The sequence below is a fragment of the Micromonospora lupini genome (assembly GCF_026342015.1).
Taxonomy (GTDB): Bacteria; Actinomycetota; Actinomycetes; order Mycobacteriales; family Micromonosporaceae; genus Micromonospora; species Micromonospora lupini_B.
The window spans coordinates 2,683,493-2,698,719 of the sequence record NZ_JAPENL010000001.1; the positions used below are offsets into that span (position 1 = coordinate 2,683,493).

At 71.7% G+C, this 15,227-nt stretch carries 14 protein-coding genes; 2 read left to right on the forward strand and 12 right to left on the reverse strand.

Translation table 11 applies throughout. The features are described from left to right. Positions 1-76 precede the first annotated feature (76 nt). The 7 genes from mctP to OOJ91_RS11775 all read right to left on the reverse strand — a co-directional run bounded on the left by mctP (position 77) and on the right by OOJ91_RS11775 (position 6,867). The gene (gene mctP / locus OOJ91_RS11745; RefSeq protein WP_266244633.1) at positions 77-1,726 is read right to left on the reverse strand and encodes a monocarboxylate uptake permease MctP; all 1,650 of its coding nucleotides are present in this window, start codon (positions 1,724-1,726) and stop codon (positions 77-79) included. A 58-nt stretch (positions 1,727-1,784) separates the two neighbouring features. After that, positions 1,785-2,027, reverse strand: coding sequence for a DUF3311 domain-containing protein (locus tag OOJ91_RS11750; protein WP_266244634.1), 243 nt, complete (start codon positions 2,025-2,027; stop codon positions 1,785-1,787). Between the two features lie 165 nt (positions 2,028-2,192). Beyond that, on the reverse strand, positions 2,193-3,353 hold the full coding sequence (locus OOJ91_RS11755) for a bifunctional RNase H/acid phosphatase (protein WP_266244635.1): 1,161 nt from the start codon (positions 3,351-3,353) through the stop codon (positions 2,193-2,195). 3 nt (positions 3,354-3,356) lie between these two features. After that, on the reverse strand, positions 3,357-4,094 hold the full coding sequence (locus OOJ91_RS11760) for a zinc ribbon domain-containing protein (protein ID WP_266244636.1): 738 nt from the start codon (positions 4,092-4,094) through the stop codon (positions 3,357-3,359). Beyond that, positions 4,084-4,920: a Nif3-like dinuclear metal center hexameric protein gene (locus OOJ91_RS11765; RefSeq protein WP_266245379.1), complete on the reverse strand. Its 837-nt coding sequence runs from the start codon at positions 4,918-4,920 to the stop codon at positions 4,084-4,086. The genes OOJ91_RS11760 and OOJ91_RS11765 overlap by 11 nt, the downstream gene beginning before the upstream one ends. Before the next feature lie 131 nt (positions 4,921-5,051). After that, positions 5,052-5,624: a flavoprotein gene (locus OOJ91_RS11770; RefSeq protein WP_266244637.1), complete on the reverse strand. Its 573-nt coding sequence runs from the start codon at positions 5,622-5,624 to the stop codon at positions 5,052-5,054. A 16-nt stretch (positions 5,625-5,640) separates the two neighbouring features. Then, positions 5,641-6,867, reverse strand: a complete 1,227-nt coding sequence (locus tag OOJ91_RS11775) for a helix-turn-helix domain-containing protein (RefSeq protein ID WP_266244638.1) — start codon at positions 6,865-6,867, stop codon at positions 5,641-5,643. A 249-nt stretch (positions 6,868-7,116) separates the two neighbouring features. Between OOJ91_RS11775 and OOJ91_RS11780 the strand changes: the two genes are divergently transcribed. Further along, positions 7,117-7,788: a bifunctional DNA primase/polymerase gene (locus tag OOJ91_RS11780; protein ID WP_007463422.1), complete on the forward strand. Its 672-nt coding sequence runs from the start codon at positions 7,117-7,119 to the stop codon at positions 7,786-7,788. 428 nt (positions 7,789-8,216) lie between these two features. Here OOJ91_RS11780 and OOJ91_RS11785 read toward each other — a convergent pair whose 3' ends face one another. Genes OOJ91_RS11785 through OOJ91_RS11805 form a run of 5 tightly spaced genes read right to left on the reverse strand, consistent with a single transcriptional unit; the run spans position 8,217 to position 14,538 of the window. After that, the gene (locus OOJ91_RS11785; RefSeq protein ID WP_266245382.1) at positions 8,217-8,939 is read right to left on the reverse strand and encodes an FAD:protein FMN transferase; all 723 of its coding nucleotides are present in this window, start codon (positions 8,937-8,939) and stop codon (positions 8,217-8,219) included. A gap of 49 nt (positions 8,940-8,988) precedes the next feature. Then, positions 8,989-9,588 (reverse strand): FMN-binding protein, encoded by a 600-nt coding sequence (locus OOJ91_RS11790; protein WP_266244639.1) that lies wholly within the window; start codon positions 9,586-9,588, stop codon positions 8,989-8,991. Positions 9,589-9,599: 11 nt separating this feature from the next. After that, positions 9,600-11,018 (reverse strand): ferredoxin reductase family protein, encoded by a 1,419-nt coding sequence (locus tag OOJ91_RS11795; protein ID WP_266244640.1) that lies wholly within the window; start codon positions 11,016-11,018, stop codon positions 9,600-9,602. Beyond that, positions 11,015-12,406 (reverse strand): DUF1501 domain-containing protein, encoded by a 1,392-nt coding sequence (locus OOJ91_RS11800; protein WP_266244641.1) that lies wholly within the window; start codon positions 12,404-12,406, stop codon positions 11,015-11,017. The genes OOJ91_RS11795 and OOJ91_RS11800 overlap by 4 nt, the downstream gene beginning before the upstream one ends. An 8-nt stretch (positions 12,407-12,414) precedes the next feature. Continuing rightward, the gene (locus OOJ91_RS11805; protein ID WP_266244642.1) at positions 12,415-14,538 is read right to left on the reverse strand and encodes a DUF1800 domain-containing protein; all 2,124 of its coding nucleotides are present in this window, start codon (positions 14,536-14,538) and stop codon (positions 12,415-12,417) included. A gap of 430 nt (positions 14,539-14,968) precedes the next feature. On the opposite strand from OOJ91_RS11805, the gene OOJ91_RS11810 reads away from it, so the two are divergent. Beyond that, positions 14,969-15,226 (forward strand): DUF3040 domain-containing protein, encoded by a 258-nt coding sequence (locus tag OOJ91_RS11810; protein WP_007463435.1) that lies wholly within the window; start codon positions 14,969-14,971, stop codon positions 15,224-15,226. The last annotated feature ends 1 nt before the right edge of the window (position 15,227 follow it).

Genomic DNA, 15,227 nt, shown 5'->3' on the forward strand with positions numbered 1-15,227 from the left:
CTGCCCGCCGAGGCACCGACCACGCCGGGACGGCCGCCCGGACGCCGACCACGCCGGCGCCCGGGCGTACGCGAGGTCAGGCGACCGGTTCGCGGGCCGGGTCGGCGTCGCGCTCGGCGCCGGGGGTGACGCGGGGGTCGCCCTCGTCGGCGAAGTAGTCGTCAGGCGTGGTGCCGTCGACACCCTCGGGCGCCTTGGTGGCTCGCAGGATCAGCGTCAGCAGGGCGGCGACCGCCAGGTTGACGAGCACCGCCACGATGCCCACGTAGATCGTCTTGGGCGTGTCGAAGCCGAACTTCTCCAGCGGGAAAGCGGACCCGCCGAAGTGCTTCTTCGTCGGGCTGGCCACCTGGTAGAGCATCCACATGCCGAGCCCCATGCCGGCGACCCAGCCGACGATCAGGCCGGTGCGGTGGAACCAGCGGGTGTAGAGGCCCAGCGCCACGGCCGGCAGCGTCTGCAGGATGATCACGCCGCCGATGAGCTGAAGGTCGATCGAGAACTGCGGGTCGAGGAACACGATGCAGGCCACGGCCCCGACCTTGACCACCAGCGAGGTGATCTTCGAGACGTTCGCCTCCTGCGCCGGGCTGGCGTCCCGCTTCAGGTACTCCTTGTAGATGTTGCGGGTGAACAGGTTCGCCGCCGCGATCGACATGATCGCCGCGGGCACCAGCGCGCCGATGCCGATCGCCGCGTACGCGACGCCTGCGAACCAGTCCGGGAACTGCTGATCGAACAGCAGCGGCACGACCGTGTTGTTGTCGACGCTTCCCGCCGACGCTCCCGGCAGCGGCTTCACCCCGGCCGCGATGGCCATGTAGCCGAGCAACGCGATCAGACCGAGCAGCAGGCTGTACGCCGGCAGCGCCGACATGTTGCGCTTGATCACGTCGCGGTTCCGGCTGGCCAGCACGCCGGTGATGCTGTGCGGATAGAGGAACAGGGCCAGCGCCGAGCCGAACGCCAACGTGACGTACTGCAACTGGTTGTTGCCGTTGAGCAGGATCCCGTCGTTCGGGTTCGGTGACGCCTGGAACTTCGCGTCCGCCGCGTCGAAGATGTCGCCCCAACCGCCGAGCTTGTACGGCAGGTAGATGACCGTCACCAGGATCACGACGTAGATCAGGCTGTCCTTGACGAACGCGATAAGCGCCGGCGCGCGCAGCCCCGACTGGTAGGTGTAGGCGGCCAGGATGGCGAACGCGATGATGATCGGCAGGTGCCGGGCCACGGTGCTCTCACCCGTCACGCCCATCGTCTTGAGGACCGCCTCGATGCCCACCAGTTGCAGCGCGATGTAGGGCATCGTGGCGACGATGCCGGTGATCGCGATCAGCAACGCCAGCACCGGCGAGTCGAACCGCGTACGGACGAAGTCGGCCGGGGTGACGAAGCCGTGCCGGTGCGAGACCGACCAGAGCCGGATCAGCACCAGGAAGACCAGCGGGTAGACGACGATCGTGTACGGCACCGCGAAGAACCCGGCCGCCCCGGCGCCGAACATCAGCGCCGGCACCGCCACGAAGGTGTACGCGGTGTAGAGGTCACCGCCGACCAGGAACCAGGTGATCCAACCGCCGAAACTGCGCCCGCCCAGGCCCCACTCGTCGAGGTGCGCCATGTCCTTCGGCCGCCGCCAGCGCGCGGCCACGAAGCCCATCGCGCTGACCAGGAGGAACAGCAGGGAGAAGACGATGATCTCGGTGAGATGGTCGCGCCACATCACTGAACTCCCTTCGTTCGCGACTGCGGGGCTCGCAAACCCGGCTCACTCCTCGCGCTCACCGGGACCCCCGCTTCTTCGTCATCTGGTAGACAAGCGTCGTCGTGGAGACGCCGAGCAGGATCCAGGCCAGTTGCAGCCAGTAGTAGCGCGGGAACCCGAAGATCCGGGGCGCGTCACCGTTGAAGAACGCCGGGATCAGCGGCACCACGATGGGGAGGAAGAGCAACCAGTTCCAGGGACTGTGGTCCTTCGCCCGGGTCGGCGCCGTGGTGGGCGCCTCCGGTTCCGGTGCAGGCATCTGACACACCTCCGGGGAGTCGTGGCACGCGATGTAACGGCCGGAGGCTACGACTCTGTGACCGCCGTCACGATCAGCGCGTGGACGGCTCTGCGCCGAACGGCGTGACGGCTGCGCCGAACGGCGCGACCGGCCGATCGGCCAGATGGGTTGGGGTGTGCCGGCTCAGAGGGCGGCGAGGTGCGCGGTGTCGTTTACCGTGCGTACCGCGATGCCGCCGTCGGGCCACAGGTCGAGCACCGAGATGCCGGCCGCGTCCAGGAAGAGCCGGTGCAGGAAGGCGTCGCTGGCGGCGAGGGCGTCGCGCAGCGCCAGCTTGATCGGCGAGACGTGCGAGACGACCACCACGGTCTCCCCGGGGTACGCCTTCGGCAGCGCGTCGACGACCCGGTGGACGCGTTCGGCCACCTGGGTGAACGACTCACCGCCCGGCGGGGCGATCCGCGGGGAGGCGAGCCAGGCGTCCATCTCCCCCGGCCACTGCTGGCGTACCTCGGCGAAGGTGCGCCCCTCCCACTGGCCGAAGTCGCACTCGATCAGGTCGGCCTCGGTGCGCACCGGCACGTCACCGAGCGCCCCGGCGATCGCGGCTGCGGTGGCCGTACACCGGGACAGGGGTGAACTGAGCACGGCCGCGACGGACGGGGCCAGCCCGGCCACCCGGGCGCCTGTGGCGCGGGCCTGGGCCCGGCCGCGCTCGGAGAGCGGCACGTCGCCGCGGCCGGAGTAGCGGCCCTGCTCGGTGTACGCGGTCTCGCCGTGCCGCACGAGGATCAGTCGGGTGGCCGTGAAGCTCGGACGCGGCTCCCACGAGGCCGGCGCGGTCGCCGGGTCGCTGCCCGTCGACGCGCCCCCGGCCGGGGCGCTGGCCGAGGCCGGCGCCCCGAGGGAGGCCGGCGGCGGCGTGGGTCGGCCGGCGGCGGCGTCCATGGCGGCGTTGGCGAGCGCGTCGGCGTGCCGGTTCTGCTCGCGGGGGATCCAGGTGAAGCGGACCGCGCCGAAGCGGCCCACGAGCGTGGCCGCCTGGGCGGCGAGCGGGCGCAGGCCCGGGTGCTTGATCTGCCACCGGCCGCACATCTGCTCGACCACCAGCTTGGAGTCCATCCGGACGTCCACCTCGGCGGCGCCCACCTCGGCGGCGGCCCGCAGACCGGCGATCAGACCCTGGTACTCGGCGACGTTGTTGGTCGCCGTGCCCAGCGACTCGGAGCGCTCGGCGAGCACCTCGCCGGTCTCCGAGTCACGCACCACCGCGCCGTAGCCGGCCGGCCCCGGATTGCCCCGGGACCCGCCGTCGGCCTCGACGACGACCACGCGCGGCGCCACGACCTACAGGCCCGACTCGTTGGTACGGACCATGATCCGCCGGCAGTCCTCGCAGCGGACCACGTCGTCGGGGGCGGCCTTGCGGATGCGGGCCAGGTCGGCGCCGGAGAGGTCCAGCCGGCAGCCGCCGCAGCGGCCCGCGGTGAGCAGGGCAGCGCCCAAACCGGTGTCCGCGCGGATCTTGTCGTAGAGGGTGACCAGCTCGGCGGGGAGGTCGGCCGCGAGCGGCTGCCGGGCGCCCCGCTTGAACTCCTCCTCCTTGGCGATCTCGGCCAACGCGTCGTCGCGGCGCTGCTCGGTGGCGGCACGCTTCTCCCGGGTGTCGGCCAGCCGCTGCTCCACGCCGTCCAGTACGCCCTGCGCGGTCTCCCGCTGCTCCATCAGCTCCAGCTCGGCGTCCTCCAGGTCACCCTGACGCCGGTTCAGCGAGGCCAGCTCGTGCTGGAGCGCCTCCAGCTCCCGGGCCGGGCCGGTGCCGGCGGCGAGCCGGTTCTGGTCCTTCTCCTTGCGGGCCCGCACCTGCTCGACGTCCTTCTCCAGGCGGGCGATGTCCCGGTCCAGATCGTCGACCGCCACCTGGGCGCGAACCCGCTCGTCCTCCAGCGACGACAGCTCCCGGGCCTGCGCCTCCAGCTCGGCCCGCTCCGGCAGCGACCGGCGGCGGTGCGCGAGCTGGGCGAGGTTGGTGTCGATCGCCTGAAGGTCGAGCAGGCGGCGCTGGACCTGGGGGTCAGCCTTCACGGTCGGGCTCCTTGTCGTCCACAACGGGTGCGGCGGCGTGCACGGTCCACGGGTCGGTGTCCAGGTCGGACACCAGCGTCTCGACGCCCGGCGCCTCTCGGAGGAGGGCGGCCAGGTCGTCCAGCCACGGTCGTTCGGTCGCCCAGTGGGCGGCGTCGATCAGGGCGGGACCATCGGCGGCGAGGTGCTCGCTGGCCGGATGGTGCCGCAGGTCGGAGGTGAGAAACGCGTCCACCCCGGCGGCGGTCGCGGCGCCGAGGAAGCTGTCCCCCGACCCGCCGCTGACGGCGAGGGTACGAACCATACGCCCGGGATCCCCCGCGGCGCGAACTCCCCAGGACGTGACGGGAAGCACGGCGGCGGCGTGCCGGGTCAGCTCGGCGAGGGTCATCGGACGGGGCAGCTCCCCGATCCGGCCGATGCCCCGGTCGTCGCCATGGGCGGCCGAGCCGGTCGCCGGCCGTTGCAACGGGCGCAGCCCGGTCAGGCCGAACCGGGCAGCGAGAGCGTCGGAGACGCCTGGGGACGCCACGTCGGCGTTGGTGTGCGCCACGTACAGGGCCACGCCGGCCCGGATGAGCTGGTGGACGATCCGCCCCTTGACTGTCGTCGGGGCGACCGACGAGACCCCCCGCAGCAGCAGTGGGTGATGCGCGACGATCATGTCCGCGCCGACCGCCAGCGCCTCGGCGACCGTCTCGGGCACCACGTCGACCACGCAGAGCACCCGGCGGACCGGGGCGGTCGGCTCGCCGAGCACCAGGCCGACGCGGTCCCACTCCTCGGCCCAGCTCGGCGGATAGCGCCGTTCCAACTCGGCGACCACGTCCGTCACCGTGGCTGTGGATGCGCTGATGCTCACGGCGGGCCAGCTTACCGGCGCGGGGAGCTTCGGGCGGCGACGCCCGGCCCGGCCGCGCCGGTCCAGTCGACCCGGCCGAGGCGACCTCCGGACGCTCAGGCGGCCCGGTACGCGACGGTCCGCAGCGCGGCCAGCGGCATCTGCCAGGGGAACGCGTGCAGATGCTGCTCACCCGTTCCCGGCGGGTGCAGGGCGACCACATGGTCGCCGAAGAGCACAGTGACGCCCCAGTCGGCCAGCCGGGCCACACCGGCCCGGAACGCCGGGTGGGCGGCCATCGCCACATTCGTGTACGGCACCGCGACGATCGGAACGCCCTTGCCCTGCGCCTCGACGAGCAACCCGAGAGCGAGGGTGTCGGCGATGCCGGCTGCCCACTTGTTCACCGTGTTCACCGTCGCCGGGCAGACGATCATGGCGTCGGCCGGCGGCAGCACGTCCGGGTCGCCGGGGTTCTTGTAGTGCGTCCGCACCGGGTGGCCGGTCTGCCGGACCAGGGCCGGCTGGTCGACGAACTTGGCGCCGTCCGGCGTGGTGACCACGCAGACGTCCCAGTCGTCCGACTGGGCCAGCTCGACCAGGCGACCGACGTGGCGGGCCAGCGGCGAGCCGCAGGCGATGACGTAGAGCACCGCACGGTGCTCGCTGGTGCGTGGTGCGCCGGTCATCACGCCGGCTCCGCGCTCATACCCCTACTCCCATGTGCTCAGCCAACTCCGCTATCGGAGAAGGCGGCGCACCACGTGTGCGACGAAGGACGTCCGACATCACCTCGTGGGCGATCGGCCGGCAGCGGATCTCCGACGGCGCGAGCCGATCGCCGAGCAGCAGCATCTCGCCGGCGTTCGCCACGTCGCCGATCTGGGCGTACCCCCGGGCGATGTCGAGCAGGTGGTGGGCGCGGCGCTCGGGCAGCAGCGCGTTGAACGCGGGCTCCACGATGCGTACGTGCACCTCGACCGCGCGGCCTCCGTCGCCCAGCTCGACCGCGGCGGCAGCCCGGTGCAGCTCGACGTTCGTCGGGCCGAACGAGGTCCAGTAGTGGTTGTGGTCGCCGCCGAGCAGGGTGGCGGCCTCCTGCGCACAGTTGATCAGGTCGTCGACGCTCGCCGAGTCGCCGATCCGGGACGCGGCCATCGCCCCCTGCAACAGCAGCATCCCGTAGACGGACAGCCGGGCCGGGGAGACCTCGTTGCTGCCGCCGGGCGCCAGCCGGTTGGCGATCTGGACGTTCAGCTCAAGCGCCGGCCGGGCCCGGCCCATGGCGACCAGGGCGTTGCAGACCCGGGTCGTGGCGATGCCGGCCAGCAGCGGATCGTCGGCCCGCTGGGCCACCGCCATCGACCGGTCGGCGGCCAGCCAGGCCAGCTCGAACTCGCCGAGCTTGCGCAGCACCGACGAGGCGATCTGGTAGACCTGCCCGAGCAGGTGGGCCGCCTCCGGCGCCTGCGTTCCCCCGTACGCGGCGTCGGCCGCCTGAGCGTCGCGCAGCAGCTTCGGCAGCGCCCGGGTGAGCATCCCGTAGCGGCCGTACTGGTAGGTGAGCCAGGCGTGGTTGACGGCCTTGCGCATGTCGTCGAGCGGAGGCGGGTACGGCACGGCGTCGAAGTAGGCGCTCATCGAGTCGTACCGCTCCAGGGCCGCTCGGATCTCCTGCACCTCGACCTGGTCGATGCAGTTCAGCGCGTCGGTACGCCGCTCCGGGTCCCGGCCCATCAGCAACTGGACGTCCATCTGGAGGATGTCGGCGATCTCGTAGAGGACGGAGAACTTGTCCAGCCGGCGGACGCCCCGCTCGACCTTGTCCACCCAGCTCTTCGACTTGCCGAGGCGGTCGGCGAAGACCTGCTGCGACATCTTGCGTCGCCCCCGCCAGTAGGCCACTCGCCGCCCAATGGGTAGCTCGTCCATCTCCCCATCCCTCCCCTGCCGCCGCCACCCATCGGGCGCCGACGATGTCCGCGGGTGCGGCGATCAGTCGTCCGTCTTGAAGTTTTCGCTGGTCGCACAGCCTGTACGTCAGTCGGACAGCCAGTCCTCGTAACTTTCGTGCAAGTTGCACGAGCCGTTCGTCAACCTCAACGATCGTGGGTTACGGCAGTGACGGTGCTCGACATGCGACCTGGCGTTCGCCGGGCCCAACGAGGGGAGATGGCACACATGTGGGGGAACGTCGTACCGCGCGTCGCCGAACTGTCGCCGCTGGAACGCGTCCGGCTGCGCCGGGTCGCCATCCGGTACGCCGTACACGGCTGGGAGGTGACGCCGGGCGCCTGCCTCGCCCGCAGCAGGTTCGTGTGCGGTCGGGCCGGCTGCCCCACTGTGGGTTGCCACCCCGCCCTGGAGAACTGGGAGCTGGCCGCCACCACCGACCCGGCCCGGGTCGCCACCTGGTGGCGCACCCGCCCGCACGGCGTGCTGCTGCCCACCGGTCGGACCTTCGACGTGCTGGAGGTGCCCGCCCACCTCGGCCGGCACGTGCTCGACGCCGTGCAGGTCCACCCGGCCGGCACCGGCGTACGCGGGCCCGTGCTTGTCACGCCCACCGGCCGCTGGATGTTCCTGGTCCGCCCCGGCGACCCGCTCCGACCGGAGTTGGAGCACTGCTTCCACGTCGTCCGGCACGGGCCCGGCTCGTGGATCCCGGCGCCACCCACCCGGCTGCCCGAGGGGACCGTCCGCTGGGCGGTCGCCCCGGAGCAGGCCCGCTGGCAGCTCCCCGACTCCTACCTGGTGCAGAACACCCTGATCGAGGCGCTGCGGGCCAGCGGGGTGACGCTCGCACCCGACCTGCTCCCCGGTCACCTGCCGCTGCCCCGCCGGGGTAGGTGAACCGGCCCCGGCCGACGATTCGATCCGGTGACCGACAGCGTCGCCGGGCGGCCGGCGCTCGTTGAGCAGGTGACAGCGCGAAAGCGCGCCACGAACGGGGGAACGATGTCCACACACGACAGGTCGCCGTATCCCGGCGGCACCGAACCGCCCCGTCGCAGCCACCCGCGCCACCGTTGGGCGGGCACCCGCCCGGCCGGCTCGCGCCCCGGGCGGCCCCGCCCCACCGGTACCCGCCCCGCCGGCACCCATCGCCCGCTGCGTTAGGGCCGGTTTCATAAGGACTGGCCGGCCTGCGGCGGGCCCGGACGACGACCGGCGGCGTTGCGGTTCCGTCCGGATACAACATCGGTATCCGAACGAAACCGCGCCTTGCCGGATCGCCGCCCGGACTCCACCTCGGCTCGACCGTCCTTATGAAACCGGCCCTAGACCGTCAGCGGGAGTGCTGTGGAGTGGAACTGGCGGGCGTCGTCGGTGACGACCGCGTGCGTGTGGTCGCCGAGACGGTCCAGCCAGCCGATCCCCGCCGCTCCCATGGCCAGGGCGGCGGTGGCGTAGGCGTCGGCGACGCCGAGGTCGCTGCCGACCACTGTCACCGAGCGCAGCCCGCTGGCCGGCGCGCCCCGGCGGGGGTCCAGCACGTGCCGGCCGCGCTCGTACACGCCGGAGGTGGCCACGGCCAGGTCGGTGCCGGCAAGCACCAGACACGTCGCCATCGCGTCCCAGGGGTGCCGGATGCCGATCCGCCACGGCTCACCGGCCGGCGAGAAGCCACGGACGCGTACGTCGCCGCCGGCGTTGACACAGTGGTTCGCCGCGCCGGCGGCGAGCAGCCGGTCGGAGGCGACCTGCGCCGCCCAGCCCTTCACGAACCCGGACGGGTCGAGCCGTCCGGTGGCGTACGCGTCGAAGAACCCGTCGGTGGCGCCCCACAGGTCGGCGCACGCCTCCAGCACGAAGCGCAGGTCAGTCGACGCCTCGGAGAGCAGCACCTCGCCCCTGTCGAAGCGGCACACCTCGCTGTCGTCCTTGTACGTGCTGAACCGGGCGTCGACCTCGCGCATCCAGGCGAAGACCTCGTCGGCCAGCTCGTGCAGCCGGGCGGGGGGCAGGTCGTCGGCGAGGTCCAGGGTGATCGCCGTACCCATGATCTGCTCGACCCGGCACAGCCCGGGTCGGATCATCGCCGCCGGCACGTCAGAACGCCTGCTCGATCGCGGCCCGCAGTGACTGCTTGTACGAGTTGCTGGTCTCGGTGGCGCCGGAGACGGTGTTGAGGTTGGCGCTCTGCTTCTGCACCACCTCACCGCCCGAGCCGTTGTACATGGTCCGGACGTCGCCGCTGTGGATGTCGGACTCTCCACCGCTGGGCAGCTGCAACGTCACCGCGTCGACGATCTTGTTGCCGGAGACCACGATCTGCACCTGCACGTACCCGTACTCGTTCTTCTGTTCCGATCCGGTCACCCGGCGGGTGGTGGGCTGCTGCGGTGCTTTGGTGGTCTTCGGCGCGGTCGGGGCCTTCGCGGTGGTCTTCGTGCCCGACGGCCGCGTGGTGCTTTTGGTCGGCTTGGGCGACGACGACGGCGGGCCGGCGGTCACCGACGGTCTCGGCGCGGCGCCCGACGGGCCGGCGGCCGGGTCGGCGCTCGGGTCGACGTCCTGCGGGGTCGGATTGACCGGCTGCGCGGTCGGCAGGTTCTGGGCGACCTGGGTGGTGCCCGGCGAGCCCTTGAGCACCACCAGGGCGGCGGTGCTGGCGGCCAGACCGGTGATCGCGAACAACGCGCGACGCATGCGATGCCTTCCTACAGCTCGAAGGTGGCCAGGTGGATCTGCCTGCGGGGGACGCCGGCGCGGCGCAGCGCGCGCACCGACTGCTCCACCAGCCCGGGGGGCCCGCAGAGGTAGACGTCGCGCCGGGCCACGTCGGGCACCAGTTGGCGCAGCCCGTCCGGGCTCATGAGCTGCCGGGGGCCGGGGTCGTCGCGGGAGCCGATGACGTACCAGATCGACGTGTCGCGTTCCTGGGCCAGCCAGTCCAGTTCCCGGCTGAGCAGCACGTCGGCGGGCGTACGGGCCCGGTAGATCAGGGCGGCGCCCGGCGGCAGCTCCTCCAGCATGGCCCGGATGGGCGTGATGCCGCTGCCGCCGGCGATCAGCAACGCCCGCTCGCGCACCCGGTGCGCCGCGGTGAAGGTGCCCGACGGGCCGTGGGCCCAGACCCGGGTTCCCGGGTCGAGGTCGCGCAGGTCGGCGGTGTGCCGGCCGACGACCTTGACGGTGAGCCGCAGCCAGCGGCCGTTGGCGGCTGCGGAGACGGAGAACGGGTGCGACTGCCACCAACTGCCGGGGGTGAGGAAGCGCCAGCGGAAGTACTGGCCGCCGAGCATCTCCAGGCGGTCCAGCCGCTCCCCGGTGAGGTAGATGGAGATGGTGTCCGGACTCTCGGCGACCACGTCGGCGACCCGCAGCCGGTAGCGCATGTTGAACGCCAGCGGCGCGATCACCCGGCCCCAGAGCAGGGCGGCGACCACGAGCAGGTACAGGGCGATCCAGCCGGTCCGCACCGGGCCCGGCCGGTAGAGCTGCCCGCCGTGGCTGAACTGGTGCCCGTAGCCGAGCAGCAGCACCAGGTAGCTCGACCGGTGCAGCAGGTGCCACACCTCGTAGGGCAGCGCCCGACGGATCGCCCGTACGCTGCTGAAGCCGACCACGAGCATGATGCCTGCGGCGACGAAGGCCGAGAGCATGTCCTCGTACTCGCCGAGCAGCGTGCCCACCTCGGCGAGGATCGAGTGGTTCCGCAGGTCGGCGTACCCGACGAGGATCAGCGACAGGTGCGACAGCACGGCGACCAGCAGCGTCGCGCCGATGTCGCGGTGCCAGCGGGCGAGCTGCTCGCCGCCGATCCACCGCTCCAGCACCGGCAGCCGGCTCATCATGAGCACCTGCACGAGCAGCAGGTAGCCGGCGATCAGGCCGGTGATCCGGCCGGCCGCGGTGACGGTGGCCGCGGTGGTCCGCAGCGAACCGGCGGGGGTGCCCAGCCACCAGGGCAGCACGCTGGCGAGCAGCCCGACCAGGAGCAGCGCGGCCAGCAGCCGTCGGCCGCCGGGTCCGCGCCGGGCCGGGATCTGCGGGAGTACGGGTGCAGCCGACCGGCCGCCGTGCCGGGACGAGGTCCCGGTGCGGCGGCCGGCGGCGTGGGTGTGCGAATGCGTCACGCGTACAGCTTCATCGGCTTGTAGGCCCGGTCGCTGCCGGGGAAGAGCATCTTCTCCACCTGCGCGTTGGTCAGGCCGAACCGGCCCTGCGCCACCGAGCCGTACACGTTGAACATGTTGTTGTACTCCGGCACGTCGCCGGAGTCCAGCTTGTCCAGGCCGTTCCAGGTGCCCAGCAGAGAGCTGGCCAGCTTCTTGCCGGAGAGCACGGTGACCACGCCGCCGTGCCCGTGGTCGGTGCCGCCCTTGTTGGAGCTGACCCGCCTGCCGAACTCGCTGGACACCATGATCGTCACGTCGGCGGCCTGCGGACCGAGGTCGGTGAAGAAGGCGGCCATCGCGCTGGCCAGCTCGCCCAGTCGGCGGTGCAGCTGACCGCCCTCCTGGGTGCCCTGGTTCTCGTGGGTGTCGTAGCCGCCCATGCCGACTGTGGCGACCCGGACGTTGGCGCCGCCCTTGATGAGCTGGGCGAGCTGCTGGAAGGCGTTGCCGATGCCCTCGTACTTGACACCCGCGGCGGGCTGGTACGGCTTGGCGGCGAGCTTCTGCGCGGTGGCAAGCGCACCCATGCCGTCCTGCACGGCCTCCTCGACCGGGTGGTTGATCCCGGTGAAGAGCCCCTTGATCGCCTTCTCGGTGGCGGCCCGGAACTTGTCGTCGCCGTTGAGCCGCAGCGAGCCGACGCTGTTCAGCGACAGCGCGCCGTTGTTGCCGACAAGCGAGCGGGGCAGGGTGCTGCCGATGCCGACGCCACGGAAGGCGGTGCCCGTGCCGAGGTTGTCGACCAGGTTGTCCAGCCAGCCCCGGCCGCCGGTCTCGTGCGGCAGACCGCCCAGGTTGCAGGCGTCCGCGGCCTGGAAGTGGCTTCGGGACAGGCGCTCGTCGGAGACGGCGGGGATGAAGCCGAGCTGGCCGGCCTTGAGGTACTGCTCCAGCGGCTTGAACGCGCTGGTCAGCTTGAAGCCGCGGGCCAGGGCCAGCGAGTCGTTGCCGAGCAGCAGCTCGGGCCGGCCCTTGGTGAGTGCCGGGTCGCTGTCAGGTGCGACAAGGCTCAGCCCGTCCAGCCCGCCGTAGAGGAAGACGTGGATCAGGGTGCCGGTCTTGGTCGCCGCGAACGACGCCGAGGTGGTGACGAACTGGGCGGTGGCCAGCGCGGTGGCGGTGGCCGCGGCACCGGCGACGAAGGTCCGCCGGGTGACGCCGCGACCGTCCTGCTGGGCCTCCTCCAGATCCTCCAGGGTCCGGTAGCGGTCGGCCTCGGCGGCCTGCTCGGCGGCGACGATGTCGGCCTCCGCGCGCAGCAGGGCCTCGGTCGGGTTGTCGGCCAGCCGCGACAGGTCGGGGCATTCGGGGTGCAGGGGGAAAGAGTTGTACACAGTCTTCTCCATCGGGTGCCTCACCGGAGGTGGTGCTGGGGGGACGCGAGGATCGCCCGCGCGACGGCGGTGATGGCCCCGTTGAACGTGGCATCGACCTTGGTGGTCGCCGAGACGCCGGCGACGCCGAGGATCAGGTTCTTCTCCCGGGCGGTGAGCTTCTGGTGGATCAGCCGCTGGGCGAGCGCGTCCACGTACGCCCCGGCGGTGGCCGGCGGCTTGGCGACAAGCTTCTCCGGCGCCGTGTACGTGAAGGAGGTGCGGTAGCCGGCCACGATCTCGCCAGCCTCGTTCCAGCCGTTGACCATGGTGCCGGCCGAGGTCCACGCGACGTAGACGTCGGGGTAGCCGTCCGGGGTGGGCTGACCCATCGGGTACTGGCCCAGCTCGCGCAGCTTGTCGTGGATCTGCCGCAGGCCCTTCGCGAACGGGGTGCGCTTGTTGTCGCCGTTGTCGTTCTTCGCCGACGCCTCCGGCGAGACGCCCAGGATGCGGTACGTGGCGACCAGGTACTCCATCGGCCGGCGCACCTTCTGGCCCACCGCCGCCCAGAACTCCGACGAGCTGAACAGCGCCATCAGCACCGGCTTGATCATGCCGTTGTTGCTGGTGTACGCCTTGGCCAGCCGGTCCACGAGGGACTTCGGCGGGGTGTCCGAGACGAAGCGGGTCGCGAGGCTCTGCGCCACGTACTTCGCGGTCGAGGGGTGCAGCGCGATGTAGGTGATGTACTTGTCGATCGCCGCGTCCACGGCGGCGACCTCCTTGGCCGTCGGGTTGTTGACGTCCTTGATGCTGAACGTGTTGGCGTGGGTGAAGCCGAGGATCTTCACCTTGCCCATGTAGTGCTGGTTGACGCGCAGGACGTACTGGCCCTTGTCGTCGACGCCGCGGCCGGTCTGGAGCATGGCGGCCTGCCGGACGTCGCCCTCCTTGTAGCCGCCGTCGACGCCCACCGAGTACAGCTCCAGGTTCTCCCGGGCGAGGTTCTCGTTGATGGCGTCCTTGCGGGAGTCCTTCTGGTTCAGGTAGATCAGCAGCGCGGGGTGCTTGTTCGCCGCGACAAGCATCTCGGGGTAACTGCCCAGCGCGTGCTTGCGGACCACGTCCTTGTCGAACGAGGTGCGGTACACCTCGCCGCCGTCGAAGTCGGCGGCGACGTGCAGGAAGTCGTTCCAGAAGTCGACCATGACCTCGAACAGCTGGCGCTTCGACCAGATCTGCCGGGCCAGGGTGGCGTCGACCACCTCACGCTCCGGCTGGGCCCCCTGCTCGTTGAGCTTGTCCCGCTGGTCGCGCAACTGCTGCACGGAGAGCGTCTGGGTGGGCAGCTCGGCGAGCTTCAGCTCGGCCTTGCTCGGCTCGATCTTGTCCGGGTCGAGCTGCCCGCGGATCCAGGCGTCGATGCCCTGCTTCTTGATGTCGGCGACCACGGCTGGCGTCGCGCCGAGAGTGGCCCGCCGGGCCAGGTGCAGGATCGGGTCCTTGGCGAGCACCGTCTTGACTGTCACCGTGGTCGCCGCGGCGGCCGCGGCCGGGCCGGAGAAGGTCCGGCCACCGCTGGGCGCGTTCTTCTTCAGCGCCTCGCCGGCCCGGGAGCCCATGTAGCTCTCGTTCTGCTCGGTGTAGGTGCGCACCGTGCTCGGCTGCTGGCCGCTGGGGCGCGCCAGGGTGCCGTCGGTGACGGCGCTGCCCGTCGCGTCGCCCGCTGCCGCCTCGTCACCGAAGAGGCTGCGGAACTGCGGGGTCATGGCGAGCGCCGCGCCACCGGCCACGACTGCGGCGGTGCCACCGAGCGCGACGATGGCCTTGCGCCGGCCGACCTTGCGGCCCGGCTCGTCGTCATCGTCCAGGGTGGGCAGTCCGGCGCCGGCCGGACGCGCCGGTGCCGGGCGGCCCAGACCCTCCGGGCCGACCCACTGCGGCCCACGGGGGGCGGGGGCGGGCTGTCCGGCGTGCGCGTACCCGTCGCCGTACTGCTCGCGCGGGTCGCCCTGGGCCGGGTAGCCGCCCTGGTAGGGGTGGGGCGAGTCGTATCCGTACGACGCGGTGGGGTCGCCGTAGCTGTCCGAGGTGTGGTGCTGGCGTCCGTCCCAGCCGCGGTCGTCCCGCGGTCGACGTGGTGGCACATTCTGGTCGGCCATGTACCAATCCCGATTTCTGATGAGCGCCGGAAGCTGCGACCGAGCGGGTGCGGCAGGTGCGGCGACTGTTGCCTGAGGGGGTTGCTACGGCAAGGTAACCAAGCGCTCAGGTGCCTTCAAGGTGGGCCGAACGCGCCGGTGAGGGCACTTAAGACAGCCCTCACCACCGCGTTCGTGGCAGGCCGGCCACCCGGGCGGCGCTCCGACCTTCCCAGCAGGGCGGACGCGCGGCAGCCGGGTACGGATCGGACCACGCCGCCGTACGCGACACGTTCCGCGTCGTTCACCACCACAGGCAAACTTAAGGTTTGGCTAAGCCGGACGTGAAGTCTCCTCACGCTGGGAAAAGTAGGAGGAGCGGGCGAGCGTGAGCCGCCGCCGCAGCGGGTATGCCGCCGAACCGCTGAACGCGTGAGGGGAAGGCAGCGCCATGCTCAGCAAAGAGGATCAGCGCAGGTTCGACCAGATCACCCGTCAGCTCCGGGAAAGTGACCCGGCCTTCTTCGCCCGGCTGGACCACCGGGCGCGAGCCCGCAGGGGCCGCTACCTGATGTTGTTGACCATCGTGCTGTGGGCGTCGCTCCCGGCGATGGCCGTGTTCGCCGGCCGGCTGGCCGGGGCGATCTGCGCGGTGGTGCTGGTGGCCAACGCGGCGATCATGTGGCGGTTCCGCCGTCGCTGGACGTGAC

Excerpts from the sequence above, each read along its gene's own strand:
- OOJ91_RS11805 (WP_266244642.1), bottom strand. The coding sequence starts at position 14,538 with ATGGCCGACCAGAATGTGCCACCACGTCGACCGCGGGACGACCGCGGC.
- OOJ91_RS11810 (WP_007463435.1), top strand. The coding sequence starts at position 14,969 with ATGCTCAGCAAAGAGGATCAGCGCAGGTTCGACCAGATCACCCGTCAG.
- OOJ91_RS11750 (WP_266244634.1), bottom strand. The coding sequence starts at position 2,027 with ATGCCTGCACCGGAACCGGAGGCGCCCACCACGGCGCCGACCCGGGCG.
- OOJ91_RS11800 (WP_266244641.1), bottom strand. The coding sequence starts at position 12,406 with ATGGAGAAGACTGTGTACAACTCTTTCCCCCTGCACCCCGAATGCCCC.
- OOJ91_RS11775 (WP_266244638.1), bottom strand. The coding sequence starts at position 6,867 with ATGGACGAGCTACCCATTGGGCGGCGAGTGGCCTACTGGCGGGGGCGA.
- OOJ91_RS11785 (WP_266245382.1), bottom strand. The coding sequence starts at position 8,939 with ATGGGTACGGCGATCACCCTGGACCTCGCCGACGACCTGCCCCCCGCC.
- OOJ91_RS11790 (WP_266244639.1), bottom strand. The coding sequence starts at position 9,588 with ATGCGTCGCGCGTTGTTCGCGATCACCGGTCTGGCCGCCAGCACCGCC.
- mctP (WP_266244633.1), bottom strand. The coding sequence starts at position 1,726 with ATGTGGCGCGACCATCTCACCGAGATCATCGTCTTCTCCCTGCTGTTC.
- OOJ91_RS11770 (WP_266244637.1), bottom strand. The coding sequence starts at position 5,624 with ATGACCGGCGCACCACGCACCAGCGAGCACCGTGCGGTGCTCTACGTC.
- OOJ91_RS11780 (WP_007463422.1), top strand. The coding sequence starts at position 7,117 with ATGTGGGGGAACGTCGTACCGCGCGTCGCCGAACTGTCGCCGCTGGAA.